Origin of the sequence: Flavobacterium sp. N2038 (assembly GCF_025947185.1) — a bacterium.
In the GTDB taxonomy this organism is placed as follows: Bacteria; Bacteroidota; Bacteroidia; order Flavobacteriales; family Flavobacteriaceae; genus Flavobacterium.
Genome location: NZ_CP110001.1, coordinates 831,107 through 846,781, shown reverse-complemented (window position 1 = coordinate 846,781; position 15,675 = coordinate 831,107). Strand labels below are relative to the sequence as shown.

General features: G+C 35.2%; 8 protein-coding genes. 2 read left to right on the top strand and 6 right to left on the bottom strand.

Translation table 11 applies throughout. The annotated features are described in order from the left end of the window. Positions 1-34: 34 nt before the first annotated feature. Positions 35-5,773, bottom strand: coding sequence for a T9SS sorting signal type C domain-containing protein (locus OLM51_RS03695; RefSeq protein ID WP_264553056.1), 5,739 nt, complete (start codon positions 5,771-5,773; stop codon positions 35-37). A 299-nt stretch (positions 5,774-6,072) separates the two neighbouring features. On the opposite strand from OLM51_RS03695, the gene OLM51_RS03690 reads away from it, so the two are divergent. Next, entirely contained in the window at positions 6,073-6,543 is a 471-nt protein-coding gene (locus OLM51_RS03690) for a regulatory protein RecX (RefSeq protein WP_264553055.1), read from the top strand. A 374-nt stretch (positions 6,544-6,917) separates the two neighbouring features. Further along, entirely contained in the window at positions 6,918-11,141 is a 4,224-nt protein-coding gene (locus tag OLM51_RS03685) for an Ig-like domain-containing protein (protein ID WP_264553054.1), read from the top strand. Positions 11,142-11,217: 76 nt separating this feature from the next. On the opposite strand, the gene OLM51_RS03680 is transcribed toward OLM51_RS03685, so the two are convergent. The 5 genes from OLM51_RS03680 to OLM51_RS03660 form a co-directional block, all read right to left on the bottom strand. Further along, positions 11,218-12,387 carry a beta-ketoacyl synthase N-terminal-like domain-containing protein gene (locus tag OLM51_RS03680; RefSeq protein ID WP_264553053.1) on the bottom strand — a complete coding sequence of 390 codons (1,170 nt, stop codon included), beginning with the start codon at positions 12,385-12,387 and terminating at the stop codon, positions 11,218-11,220. A gap of 120 nt (positions 12,388-12,507) precedes the next feature. Beyond that, positions 12,508-13,779 (bottom strand): adenosylmethionine--8-amino-7-oxononanoate transaminase, encoded by a 1,272-nt coding sequence (gene bioA, locus OLM51_RS03675; RefSeq protein ID WP_264553052.1) that lies wholly within the window; start codon positions 13,777-13,779, stop codon positions 12,508-12,510. A 100-nt stretch (positions 13,780-13,879) separates the two neighbouring features. After that, entirely contained in the window at positions 13,880-14,497 is a 618-nt protein-coding gene (gene bioD, locus OLM51_RS03670; RefSeq protein WP_264553051.1) for a dethiobiotin synthase, read from the bottom strand. A gap of 68 nt (positions 14,498-14,565) precedes the next feature. Beyond that, the gene (locus tag OLM51_RS03665; protein WP_264553050.1) at positions 14,566-15,180 is read right to left on the bottom strand and encodes a hypothetical protein; all 615 of its coding nucleotides are present in this window, start codon (positions 15,178-15,180) and stop codon (positions 14,566-14,568) included. Next, the gene (locus tag OLM51_RS03660) at positions 15,170-15,673 is read right to left on the bottom strand and encodes an RNA polymerase sigma factor (protein WP_264553049.1); all 504 of its coding nucleotides are present in this window, start codon (positions 15,671-15,673) and stop codon (positions 15,170-15,172) included. Before OLM51_RS03660 ends, OLM51_RS03665 begins: the two co-directional genes overlap by 11 nt. Between the last annotated feature and the right edge of the window lie 2 nt (positions 15,674-15,675).

Genomic DNA, 15,675 nt, shown 5'->3' with positions numbered 1-15,675 from the left:
AAAGAAAAACTTTAATTTTCCTTATTTTATTTATCTATTGAAAGATTACTTTTCTGGTTGTCGTAAAACCATTTTCTAAGGTTATATTTATTAACAGAACCTGATTTGCAGCTTGTAAATTTGTTATCTGCAATTCGTTTGAAGTCACTTTCTTTTTATTATAAACTAATTTTCCGGCTACATCAAAAATGGTTACTTCTTTAATAGCTTCTACAGAAGATTGTACTTTGATTGTTTTATCTTTTGAAGAAACTAAGATACCATTTTCAATATTTTCGAAGTCACCTGTTCCAAGTGTTTTATTGGTATAACGCAGAACAAAACGGTTTGGAAAAGTTCCTATCGCTGTATTAAAAGTATAATTACCAGCACGAAGATCTATTATTTGTCCTGTCTTCTTGTCTTCCAGATAAACTGCCTGACTTGTAAATACTCCATCTGCGTGATCTATTGCGATAGTAAAATCACCGGCAATTGAGGTTACATATCCTAAAGGAACAAGATCAGTTTTCTCAAAAGGAAGTGCACGCCCCTGAATAGTAAGTTTATCTGCATCATTAATACTATAGAAATCCAGATAAGTATTACCACTCATTGTCCAACCATCATAGTTCGTGTCCCAGCCATTTGTGGCACCGTCTACATAACCAACTAAAACTTGTTTAAAAGCTCCTTTAGCATTGGTAAAGTTTAACCAAAGACGATTTTGTTCCGTTTCATTAGAACCTTTGGTTTTGAAAAACTGACTATTACCTGCACCAATTCGCATATCATTGGTAAACTTTATTTTAACATTGGTAGATGGAGTTGCAAAAAATGCCTGACCTGCAGCAATTACTCCTGTTGGCTGGCTTCCTCCTGTTTTTGCAGGACCAGTTGCTACTCCTCCAACTAAGCTGTAAACAGCATAGTCATTAACCGTATAATTGTATTTTGCATCACCAGAAACGGCATCACTTGGGGGGCTGTTATGCGTCCAGAAATACAAGGCTCCTACATCATTTCCTGCAAGGGAATTATATTCAATAAATTCTTTCGCATTTAAAGCAGATGGATATGGATTTCCTAATAAATAAGAATGATCTGCAACCGGTGTTATTTCGATGTCACCATTATTTGGTGTTCCGATAAAGGAAGCAGGATAAATTGCAGTAGCAACTAAATCAAAATTTTGTGGCGCTCTTACAATATAACCATCACCCGGAATCATTGTCAATGTTCCACCATTATTTATTTTCCATGCTGATGTTGTGGTGTTGTAACTATAATATTTATCTGCCAAAGTTAACGGAGATAATTTTTTTAGTGTAAAAACAGACTCCTTTTTAACAGGAGAAGACCAGAACGTAAAATCGTAACGACGTACAGGTGCTGACTTACGTTTGTATGTAATGTTTCCTATATTAATACTGTTGCTTGTACTTTTTTGTATTAAACTGGAATTATTTTCAAAAATAAAAGAACCGCTTGTACCAACTATAATTCCTTCTGTAACTGTTAAAATTTTATCTGATAAAACTGTTAATGAACCTCCGTTGTTTACCGAGATAGAATAGACACTTACATCAGTACTAATAACCGAATTTTTTGCCCCTGTGTTAGGAATTAAAACACAGTCTCCCAATCCCGGAACTACTGCCGGTAACCAGTTACTTGCTGTATTCCAGTCTGTACTTGTATTTCCTGTCCATACTATTGCACCAGTTGATGCAATCGTAATTGGAGTTGCAGATGCAATACAACCAGAACCGTTTTTCACATAAACAGTGTAAACCCCATCTGTAAGTCCGGTAAATACTCCTGTTGTATTTGGGAAAGTAGTTCCGTCTAAACCATAAGAAATTCCTGCTCCCGGTGCAGGGCTACTAACTGTAATAGTTCCTGTTGGCTGTGCACAAGTTGGCTGAGTAGGTGATGCTACTGGTGCTGTTGGGTTTGCGTTTACTTTTAGAGTAACTGAATTACTAGTTGTAATTCCGCAATTACTAGTAGCAGAATATCTAATCGTTTTACCGTCATCTGCTAATGCAACTGTGTATGGCAAAGTCAAACTTGTGTACGCTCCACTTGAAACTCCCGTTTCAATTTGCCAACCTTGTGCGGATACTGCAGAACCATTTACAGTAACTGTTGGGGTTGTCATACTTAAAGATCCTCCTGTACACAATGCTGTTGGTGTTGTAATTGGAGTAACTGTTGGCTTCTCATTTACTGTAACAGTAACTGAATTACTGGTTGTTGTTCCACAACCATTTGTTGCAGAATATCTAATTGTCTTACCATTATCTGCGTATGTAGTTGTATATGGTAAAGTCAAACCTGTATATGATCCACTTGAAACTCCTGTTTCAATTTGCCAACCTTGTGCAGAAACTGCTGAACCATTTGCAGTAACTGTAGGTGTTGTCATATTTAATAATACTCCAGAACACAATGCTGCGGGTGCCGTAATTGAAGTAACCGTTGGAGTTGTATTAACTGTAACAGTAACTGAATTACTGGTTGTTGTTCCACAACTATTTGTAGCAGAATATCTAATTGTCTTACTATTATCTGCGTATGTAGTTGTATACGGTAAAGTCAAACCTGTATATAATCCGCTTGAAACTCCTGTTTCAATTTCCCAACCTTGTGCAGAAACTGCAGAACCATTTGCAGTAACTGTAGGTGTTGTCATATTTAATAATGCTCCCGTACACAATGCAGCTGGAGCTGAAATAGAAGTAATAGTTGGTTTATCGTTTACTGTAACAGTAACTAAATTACTAGTTGTAATTCCGCAACTACTAGTAGCAGAATATCTAATCGCTTTACCATCATCTGCTAATGCAACTGTGTATGGCAAAGTTAAACTTGTGTACGCTCCACTTGAAACTCCCGTTTCAATTTGCCATCCTTGTGCGGTAATTGCAGAACCATTGGCAGTAACTGTTGGCGTTGTCATACTTAAAGATCCTCCTATACACAATACAGTAGGTGTTGCAATTGAAGTAACTGTTGGGGAACTATTAACCGTAAGAGCAACTCCAGGCGAAGTTACTGCAGAACATGTACCAGTAACAACAACACGATATCGATATCCATTCATTAAAGCCGTCGCACCAGTAATATTCATTGTAGCACTTGTCACATTTGAATAAACTCCTCCGTTAGATAAAGGGCCGAAATTTGTTCCTCCATCTGTACTTAATTCCCATTGATATGTTAAAGCTACTCCTGAAGCTGCAACACTAAACGAAGTGTTGCTTCCTGCGCAAATTGCCGAAACTGAAGGTTGAGTTGTAATTGAAGTATTTGGATTAGTTGTAGCAATAGTAGCCTGAGAACTTGCAGAACAACCCACCGCATCTGAATAATTTAAGGTATATGTTCCAACATCTAAACCTGTTCTGTTTAAAGTCGTCGCTGGATCTCCCCAAGAAACATCTAAAACATTCACATCGATATAATGTGAACCATATATATTTTCAAAAAGATCCACGGTTTTAGAATAAATTACATTACTTGATGCATCAAGTAATTCTAACAACATATTTTGTCCTCTTTCTTGGCAGCAATCGGCACGATTATAAATTCGTAAATAATCTAAATTCTTTCCAGAAGCTAGGTCAACTATTATAAATTCATTAATGTTTGTAGAATTGCTATGCCATATACTGGCCGAACTCCCATCAATTGCTCTTTGCGGACCATATATTCCAGGATTATTACTATAAATTGAACTTGCAGTTGCAGAGGCTCCATTTGTAGATAATGCGACATTAGTCCCTGTAAAAATTTCAAAAGCCTGTATCTCCGCAACTTGTTGCCACGCAGCTGCATTTACATATTTTTGCGTTAATTTAATATATCTAACATTTGTAAGTCCTCCGGAAAGAACCGGTGTAATAGTTCCATTATTAGATGAAGCGCAAGTTTCATCTGTTTTATTTAATGTAATAGTTGGTATAGAATTTACCCTTACAGTTGCTGAACCTGAAATCGCATTCGAACAAGTTGTTGCAGACTGATTTGCCACACTAACCAAATTATAAACAAATACTCCTGAAGTTGTTGTTGGTACAGCAATATTTGCCACAGAACTTGCTGCGATATTTACTGTAGTACTTGATCCTCCGTTAATATTATAAGTAACAGTAACAGGAAAAGTTTGAGGATTTGCAAATGTTATATTTGGAGAGCCTGAATTCTGACAAACAGTTGTATTGCCACTTATTGTCGCAGCTGTAGGTACCGGACTTACTGTTACAGTAGCGGTTTGAGTACAGCCATTACTATTTTTGTAAGTTATAACACTAGTTCCTGCTGCAACACCTGTGACTAATCCAGTATTACTTACAGTTGCAACTGCAGGCAAAGACGATGTCCATGGCGTTGAAGCTGCCGCTGTAGCTGACCCTGTTAATTGTGTAGTAAAACCTACACAGACTCCTAATGTCCCTGATATTGTTGGAAGTGGATTTATTACAAAATTTACAGCTGTTCTACATCCTGTAACTGAAGGAAAAGAGACATAATAAGTTGTAGTACCAGGCGTATTTGTATTTGTCAGCCCAGATGTACTAAAAAGTACCGGGTTAAAAGGTGAAACCGATGTAATTGGTGATGTACTTGTTGCTGTAGTATACCAACTTGGCGTTATTAAACCTCCGCCTGATGGAGGGGTTATCGTCCAAGTAAAGTTTGCGTTTACCGCTGGAAGATTAAACTGAGTTGAAATTAAAGTATAAGTTGTTCCTGCAACCAAAGGAACATTAACCATTTTTGGTTCTGTCCCAACTGCGCCATCATCATCATCCCCTCTTACAAAAGCACCCCCTCCTGCACAATCTCCAGGCGTGAAATTTCCTGTATAAATATATCCAATACCATCATAAGCTCCGCTATCAGTCATTTTAAAGGTATAATTCCCCGTAACACTAACCTGAAATGTTGTAGCTACATATGATCTTTTTGCTTCTGAGCTTATAAACAAGCAAGTAGATGTATCATTAAATGGTCCTGTAGTCTCACCTCCTGGTCTATATGCAACAGGATCAGTTCCTAAGTTCCAGCTTCCTGTAAGTGTATTCCCAGATAAACTTGTACTCCCCACTCCATAAGAAATAGTTCCAGATCCACCTTGACATATTGTTACTCCTGTTGCTGTAATATTATTACTGCAACTAATACTACCATTAAATTCAAAATCATTAACACTAAAATTACCACCATTCTGATTTCTATAACCATAAAGTCGAAAAGTTATTGGTGAGGCAATGTTTTGATAAGTAGACAAATCAAAAGTACCACCAACAGAATTCGAAGTTCCAATGTTTGATAGGTAGTTATCTAAACTTGATCGCAATGCAAATCTTGTTGGTCCGTTAGTATTTGTACCAGTATATATAAAATTAGTAAAGTCAATCTCGTATCCAGCATTTGGCGTTAATGTGAATTCAAAATAATTATTTGTATTAATATTATTACTGTTTGTCCAGCCACTAGCAGCATAAATATTACCGGCATTAACTGCTCCCAATACATTTGCTCTTCCAATTCCACTTACAGATAGATTAGATGCAACTGATTGTCCCGTTGTATACGGATTTGAGGCACTTGGATTGGCACCAGTAATTGGATTAGACCAAATTTGTGCTTCAACAGTATTCACAAACGAAACAACAAAAAACATCCCCAAACAAAGCAATCTTAAATCAACTGTAAAAGATTTCTTCTTAGAAGCATTAGAAAAAATAATCGATAAAAACGAGTAAAGTAGTTTTCTTATCATATATACTGTGGTATTTATTATAAATTTGTTTTTTATCTCAAACGAAACATAAAAAAAGTACTTACATAGATATACGAAGTACTTTTGATTTTGGATTCAAAAATCACCAAATCAATTGTTTAAAATGTTTTGTTTAAGTAGAATTTAATCTCTGATATTATCGCACAAAAATATTATAATTCCGCACACACACAACATTTTAGCAAAATACTTTTTAAGAATAAGCACAATTTTTGTCCAAATTTTAACAACATATTGAATATTTTTAGCACTTATAGTTAAAAAGAAAGAAAAAACTCATGAATTCAGTTATCACTCCCAAAGAAGCTTTACAGAAATTAGAACACTTTTGCGCCTATCAGGAACGTTGTCATGATGAAGTGGTTTCAAAATTATATAGCCTAAAAATGACCAGCGATGAAATAGATCTAATTGTGGTTCAGTTAATTGAGGGTAATTTTTTAAACGAAACCCGATTCGCTTGTAGTTTCGCCAGAGGAAAACATCGCATTAAATTTTGGGGAAAAATCAGAATTACAAACGAATTAAAAATGAGAAACATCTCTTCGACAAATATTAATCTGGCACTTAAAGAAATTTCGTACGAAGAGTATTTAGAAACCCTCGACCAACTTTCAGAGCGATGCTGGAATAGCATTATCGAAAAAAATACGCTAAAAAAGAGGAAAAAGTTCTGCGACTATCTCCTCCGTCGTGGTTACGAAAGCAACTTGGTTTATGATAAAGTAAAAGAAATGGAACAAAATTAAGTTCCATTTTTTTATGCCCTTTTTCGACCTTTAATAATCTTCACAAAAAAGCTCCATTTATCAGAAAATACTTCCCTATACAAATGTTGATTTCTTGAAAAATATTTACCCTATCTCGCGTTTTTATCGTTTTTCATCTAAAGACTAGTCGTTTTAAGTGTAAATTTTACGGTTTTTCTTATTTTTTAGATTCTGTATTTATAAGAATATCCACAAGAACATAAAAATTAATATGTAGTTCAACGATTAATTTCAACATTTCATCGATTATTTGGCCTTTAGAAAACCATCATTATTTGTAAATCGTAGATGTATCTATCTTTGTGCGGCTAATTTACTATGCCTGCATAACAACCTGATTTACGCCATATAATATGAAAAAAACTCTACTTTTATTTTTGTTGTTATTACCCTTTTTTGGATTTTCGCAAGATGTCCTTGTGCAATGGAATGGTCCTACCAATGCATCCCCAACTATTACGTCAAGCTTTACCGCTTCTGTATCAGCAGGAAATATTACTGGCGGAACCGGTATCTCATTTTCTCCTGTTCAATGGGAAGGCTTTAGGGGAACACAGTGGCCAACATCATTTAGCATTGATGACACCAAGTATTTTGAGGTTAGTGCTTCTGCAAAAACCGGATATAAAATTAAGCTTAACGCTTTCAGGTTTACTTATGAAAAAGATGGAAACGGTTATGTTTCCAGATATCAGGTACGCTATTCTAAAAATGCCTTTGCAACCAGTACTTTATTGATTGATGAAGCTACGGCCTCCGGCAAAGTCACTAAATCACTCGATCTTTCAAACATTACTTTATATGCGGGAGAAACTTTGACCTTGCGCATATATGGTTATAAATTAAAATCTAATAGTGATCCTAATTCTCCAATATTTCTAGCAAACGGAAATACAGCTGGTAGCGGCACCACTCCAACCATTACCGGAACTGTTTCAACTTACAATCCATCAAACCTAAATGCAAATGATGACATTGTAACTACTCAGGAAAAAAGAGCAATTGCTTTTGATCCGTTAACGAATGATACTAATTATACAGGAGCAACTATGACGTATACACAGCCTCCTGTTAGTGATGGAACTGTGACAAACAACAATAACATTTTAAATTTTACGCCAGCTACAAATTTTAAAGGTACTACGTCTTTTACATATACCCTTACAAATGGGCCTAAAACCTCTACCGCAACTGTCTATGTAATAGTTACTGAAATTACACCTCGTCTGATTATCTGGAACGGTGCAATAGACAAGCCAAAAGCTGTTGTAACAGATCCTAACCTAATAGGAAATGACATTAGCGCAGGTGGAAGTGGCATAACTTTAATTACAAATAGCGGCTCAAATGCAAATTACTTTAATATAAGTAATCTAAAAAACACAAATGCACTTAACTTAAATAAATATGTAGAGGTAAGTGTTAAACCAAAACCGAATTACAAACTAATTCTTTCGCAATTTAAGTTTATATATAACTCTCCTACCGGAAGCACAGGACCAACTAAATATCAGGTACGATATTCTACTGATCCAAATTTTACTGACGGAGGTGCAATTCTTCAGGGTGAAACTACCGCAGTAAAAAATACTGATACGGAAGTCATCATGAATTTCCCTGCTAATGTAACGGCAACGAGTTTAACCGATCAGACATTTTACATAAGAATATATCCTTATGGTGTAACTGATGCTTCAAACGGATATTTCAAAATAAAACATGACGTTGGAGGAGAATTAGGTCCAACAATTACAGGGATTGTAGATTCTTCAAATTTATTAACTGCAAATCCGGACACTGCAAGTACAGATAATAAAACACCTGTAAATATTCCAATTTTAGCAAATGATGAAAACTACGATTCTTCAACTTCAATAACTTATACACAACCAAGTATTGGAGGAACTGTTCAGATTAACAGCAACAAAGAGATTACTTTTACTCCAACAGCAGGGTATACAGGAACAACCACTTTTACCTATACATTATCTAACGGAACTTCCTATTCATCAGCAACTGTAACAGTTACTGTTACGGCTCCGCCTTGTATTGCAACTTTAACTCCGGGTATTAATCGCTGGAAAGGATATGTTTATACGTATACCGGAAATACTCCGGATATGACGACTTATGTAGGTTCTATTGCTGAAAATGCTAATTTCGATCGAAATATTGATACCGGAACCATTTATGGTGATCCCACAGTAGAAGCTGATTCCTTTTGCGGTACCGCGCCAAGCGACCGATTTTATGTTCGTTACTTAATGCAAACTGCGACCGAAGCCGGAACTTATAACTTTACTATTGGTGCAGATGATGGGGTGAGACTCTATATTGATAATGTTTTGGTGACAGTTAACCCAACAGGTTCATGGGGTGATCACGGGTATAATAAATATACGGCACAATATACTTTCAATACAGCAGGAACTCATACTTTTATGTTGGAATATTACGAAAAAGCAGGCGCTTCAAGGATATCATTTTTGTACGGATTGGTAAAAGGAGATCAATCTCTTCCTTATGGCGATAATGTGTGGAATGTTTTTGGTTTTACACAAGCTGATTTAAATATTGACAATATAAAAACCAGTTATGCAGGAACTTATGTTGACCCAAGCGTAAATCTGAATTCTGAATCATACTGGAACAAAAAATTATCTCCGTCAAGTTCTTCAGAATGGAAAGGTGCTCCAATACAAATAGACAATTTTACACTTACTCACAGAAGACAAGGATTTCCTTGTGGAGATTACCAAGTACAAGTCGTAAACAATGATGATGTAACAGAAATTCGAATTGATGATGTTTTAATATTTACGAGAACCTACTCTACCGGATCTGTTTTAGTAGAAGATGGTAAAACATATTCTCTGAATAAAAACTCAAGAGTCGAAATTCGCTTAAGAGAAGATGCCGGTGATGCAAATGTGAATGTAAAATTTATTCCGGTTGAAACTATTTATAACGGAACAGGTAATGCTCCAACTGGTCTAACCGCAATTACGATATCCGGCAATACAACCCTGCAATCGGATATTGAAGTTTGCTCGTGTACCATTAAAGCCGGAGCAACTCTTATCATTCCGGCCGACAAAACCTTAACGGTAAACGAAAATATAACTGTTGCTGCAGGAGGAAAACTTTTAGTGCAAAACGGTGGTTCGTTATTGCAAAATAATACTAGTAAAACCATGTTTAGCGGAGATGTAAATTCATTCGAACTACAAAGAACCAGTGCTCCTGTTCGTCGATACGATTTTACATTCTGGTCTTCTCCTGTAACTGCTGAATCTAAGTTTACGCTTAAAAAATTATCTCCAGCAACTTTAGCAGACAAATACTATAGTTACGACACTAAAACAGGAGCTTGGAAAATAAGCTATAACGGAATATTGGTAATGACTCCGGGTGATGGATATATAGTAAGAGCACCACAAAATTATAACTTAGACATTCCTGCTGTTTATAATGCTTCATTTTTTGGAATCCCAAATAATGGAGAGATCCTGGTAACACCTGTTGCGACACATTCTTATTTATTAGGAAATCCATATCCGTCAGCTATAGATGCAGATAAATTAATCAAAATAAACTCTCTTGCAGGAAATGATATTGGGGCTTTGTATTTCTGGACACACAACAGCCCGCCAAGTGATGCAGTTCCGGGCGATGCAAAATATAATTATACCGTTAATGACTATGCTGTTTATAGTTTAACGGGCGGAGTAGCAACTGGTCCTGCAAAAACGGGAGGAAGTCAGCCAACAGGAAAAATTGCTGCAGGTCAGGCATTCTTTGCAACTCCATCTACCAATGTAAAGGTGAAGTTTACCAATGATATGCGAATTCCCGCAAATAACAAACAATTTTTCAAAACTGATGGTTCTGATGAAAACGAAAAAAATCGTATTTGGCTGAATCTTACTAATGCTAAAGGGGCTTTTAAACAAGTTTTAGTTGGTTACGTAGATGGCGCAACAAATGAATGGGATATGAATTATGATGGATGGACAATGAGTGGCAATACCTATCTGGATTTCTACAGTATCAACGATGATGCTAAACTTACTGTCCAAGGACGCGCACTTCCTTTTGAAAAAACTGATCTTGTTCCGTTAGGGTATGTAACCTCAATTGCTGGTGATTTTACCATTGCAATTGATCATGTTGATGGAGTATTTAACAATCAGGCAATTTATCTTGAAGACAAAAAATCGGGGCAAATAATAGATCTTCGTGCTGGTAATTATACTTTTACTACAGCTATTGGTACTTTCCCAGATCGTTTTGTTCTTCGTTATACCAATAAAACGCTTGGAACGGATGGCTTTGAAAATATTGAAAACGGTGTCTTGGTTTCTGTAAAAGATAAAATTATCAAAGTACTGTCATCAAAAGAAACGATAAAAGAAGTTTCGGTTTATGATATTACAGGCAAATTGCTATATGATAAAAAGAAAGTAAACTCAACTGAATTACAACTTTCAAACTTACAATCCGGTAATCAGGTTTTAATTGTAAAGGTAACTTTAGACAATGACTTTATCGTTTCTAAAAAAATTGTTTTGCAATAAAGCAACCCATAAGTCATAAAAAATCCATTCCGACACCGGAATGGATTTTTTTATGTTCAAAATTTACTTTAGTTCATTATCTTTTTTCAACCAAAACACTAACTGCATTTCCGCCAAAACCAACTGCATTAATTAAAACTTTTTTAATCTTTTTGTTTTGATTTTGTTTTTCTCCAAATGGCACACCAATAAATGTATCGTTCTGCATCATTAAAAGCGCCAATTCTAAACTCAAAATCCCTGAAGCTCCAAAAGTATGCCCTATTTTCCATTTGTTAGTAGTCAACAAAGGCAATTTAGATCCAAAAACTTTTTCAATAGCACGAAGCTCTGTCAAATCACCTTTTATTGTTCCTGGTGCATGCATTACAATTGCATCAATATCTTCAGGATTTTCTCCCTCTAAAGCCATTTTCATTGATTTTTGAAAACAAGTTGCTTCTGCAGAAATTGAAATGTTATGTTCTAAAACTTCTGTCGCGTATCCAACTCCCGTTACATAAGCAATTGCATTTTCTTTTTCTCCGGCTTCTAAACAACAAACCGCAGCGCCTTCACCCAAAATCATGGTGTTTTGCGTTTTCTCAAAATCAAAAGCTAAATTGGGCCAGCTTTCCTGATCCTGATCAATACGGGAATAAATTTTTAGAGCCCGCATTTGAGCAATTGTAAAATCGGTTAAAGGAGCTTCACTTCCTCCAACCAAAAATTTATCTGCCATTCCGGATCTTAACCATGCCACTCCATTCAATAAAGAATGAAGTGCTGTAGAACAGGTTATTGAATGCGAAATTTCGGGACCAACACTTTGCAGATCATGAGCGATCCAGGAAGATATATTTCCCAATGTTGTTGTTGGCGACGCAAGAGTTTGTGCTTTTCCGGTGTCGATATATTCTTTGTAATGTTTTTCGAATAAATCAGTTGCGCCTCTTGACGAACCAATATTTATTCCGAAAACATCATTTGAATTCCATCCTGCTTGTTCAACAGCTTTACGAGAAGCGGCCAAAGCAAATAAAACAGAGTCATCCAGAAATTTATACTTCGAATCTGATTCTCTAATTTCAGTAACCATTTGCTTTGATTCAGCATCAAGAATAGCAACCGAAGTATCTTGTTGATCTAAAAATTGTTTAGAGAAACAATGTTGATTATCGAGATACTTTTTCCAGACTTCTTCAGCATTATTTCCTAAAGAAGAAATGGAAGAAAAAGCTGTTATAGAAATTTTTTGTGTATTCAAAATATTTTATTTAATCGCAAAGTTCGCATTATTTAACCATATAAGTGATATAAGTTCACATAATAAATCGCAAAACAAACTTGCTTAACTGGGCTTATATCACTTATATGGTTAAAAAAATTATACCATTTCTATCGCTTCTAAAATCGTTTTGTATACTTTTTGAAGCTGCTCATCTGTCATAATATATGGCGGAAGAATATAAACTATATTCCCAACCGGTCTCAAAACAACGCCTTTTTCTATAAAGAAATTATAGAGTTTTGTTCGCATTGACCCGTAATAGCTTTCCTCAGAATCTGATTTAATTTCAACTGCAAAAATAACACCCAAAGTTCTTGTTGTAACAACCTTCGAATGATTCTCAATTCTCTTCTGGAATTCCAGATGGCTTTTATTAATGCGTTCAATATTTGTCTGCATTTCATTTGTCTGCAATAAATCTATACTCGCCAAAGCTGCCGCACAGCCTGTAGGATTTGCAGTAAAAGTATGTCCATGAAACAATGCTTTATTAATATCATCATCATAAAAAGCGTCAAAAACTTCCTGAGTAAAAGTTGTAATTGCCATTGGAATTGTTCCTCCTGTCAAAGCTTTCGACAAACAAATCATATCCGGATTTTCAGCGACATAATCCATTGCAAATGTTTTTCCGGTTTTACCAAAACCTGTCATTACTTCATCGGCAATTGTTAAAACATTATGCTCTTTACAAATCCCTATTAGTTTTGCCAAAGCTTCCGCTTCGTACATCACCATTCCTGCCGCACCTTGAACCAAGGGTTCAAAAATAAATCCGGCGCAGTTATGATTCTGAATTACATTTTTCAGTGCCTCAAAACTAACTTCTTCCTGTCCTTTTACCGGCACCGGAATACGAACAACATCTATAAACATTCCCTGAAAAGCCTGTGTGTAAAATGAAATCCCGCTCGCAGCCATTGCAGCAAAAGTATCTCCATGAAAAGCATTTTCGAAAGCGATTATTGTAGTACGTTTTTCTCCTTTATTAAAAAAATACTGTAGTGCTACTTTTATCGCTACTTCAACTGCTGTTGAACCATTATCAGAAAAGAAAATTTTTTGTTGATTATCCGGCAAAATCTCCATCAGTCTTTCTGCTACTTTTATTGCAGGTTCATGTGTAAAACCTCCAAATAAAACATGTTCTAAAGTAGTTAGTTGTTTATAAATGGCATCAGCAATAAATTTATTACTATGCCCAAACGGATTCACCCACCAGGAGGCAATCGCGTCTATATACTCTTTATTATTTTCGTCCCAAAGTAAAGCTCCTTCACCTCTTGAAATTGCAATTGGAGTTTGAGATGTTTTATGTTGTGTATACGGATGCCAAAGATATTGGCTGTCTTTTTCTGTTAATGTCATCTTGTTTAGAATATGGATATTAGAGAATAGAAAAAAAACTAAACGCTACAATTTTTACAAAGGCAGGAATGTCTATTTTCTTTATTCTATCTTCTTTCCTTTATAAATTAAGTAAGTTGTCTCGAAATAAATCAGCATATTCTTTAATTACATTTTGATCAAAATACGGTTCTTCCTCTATTCTTCCAATGCATTTTATTCCTGTTTTATTGAGAATTAAACTCTCGGTCGATTTGTTTTCGTTTCCACTAAAAACAATTCCATCAACCTGAAATCCGCGATGCTGAATTGCTTCAATTGTGAGCAAGGTATGATTGATACTTCCCAAATAATGTCTTGAAACTACAATTATCTTATACTCGGGTTGGATCAAATCTACAATTGTATCTTTTTCATTTAATGGTACAAAAATTCCACCTGCTCCTTCAATAACTAAATGGTTTTTGGTTTTTGGTTCTTTAATTTCTTTTAAATCAATTGTGATTCCGTCAATTTCTGCAGCTAAATGCGGACTTGCCGGTGTATTTAATTTATAAGCGTTTGGATAAAATTGTGATTTGGAATTTGAAACTTGTGCCTTTACTTTATGGCTGTCTGAATTATCTAAATCTCCGGCCTGAATAGGTTTCCAATAATCCGCTTCTAAAGCTTCAACTACAATTGCAGAAGTTACAGTTTTACCCACATCGGTTGAAATCCCTGTTATGAATATTTTCATTTTATTATATTAATGGAGTACAAAAATATCAATAAAAACAACAAGCCATCAATTATGATGGCTGTATTCTATTCTTCTTTCAATTCGTCGATGACTTTTCTTATTTCTTCTGCAGACTTGCCATAAAATTTCTTTACCCACCATTCTAAAGAAATCCCCATAAAAATCATGGTAAAAACAACTACCGAAAACAATGTTATTAATTGGTAATTCGTAAAATCTTTAGAAAGAAATCCGGGAACCTTAGAGGACGTGTAATAAAAAAGACCTATTAAATACAAAATTAAAAATGGCGTTAAAGCAAACCCATACGTCTTGTATAATTCCATATTTAACCTGATATCAAAATACGTTTCGTACAAACTGTCTTTAGTTTTTAAAGTTATTGCACTTAATCTTTTATAAAAAGAATAAAACTTTATCAAATAATAAATGCAAACCATCACATAAAAACTGAAGAGCAAATAATATAAAATGATCATTTTTTCGGGAAAATCGTAAAACAATGGTACAAAACCAATTGCACCAATTGAAACGATCTGATAAATCAATTCATTTTTAAGATTTCTTTTAATCCTGCCGAGAGGCGTATGTACGGCTTGTATTTTTTCCAGATTATTAGGAAGAATAACATTTTCGCTCTTTTCGTTATTCCATGCGTTTTGTATATCGTTAAAATCCATATCCCTGATTTTTAATAATTTCTTTTAGTTTCTCTTTTGCTCTGTTTAATTTCACTCTTGCATTTCCCTCAGATATACCAAGATTCTCTCCTATTTCCTTATGCGAAAAACCTTCTAACTGAAAAAAAATAATCGCCTTATCAATCTTTTCCAGTTTCTGAACTGCTTTATAAAAATGATCCAACTGACTTTCTTTTAACTGAGAATCGCTCTCATCCTCTTTAATATTCTCTGAGGTAATCTCATATTTATCAACTTTACGTTTTTCTTTCTTTAAAAAAACAATTGCCGTATTAATTGCAACCCTATACATCCAGGTCGAAAACTGACTTTCATTTCTAAAAGAATCGTATGATTTCCAGAGCTGACAAACAATCTCCTGAAAAAGATCCTGCTGATCATCAGAATTGTCCATATACATTTTAGAAACTTTATACAAGATTCCTTTATGGCGCTCCATTTTACTCAAAAACTCCTGTTCTTTTCCCTTCAAAA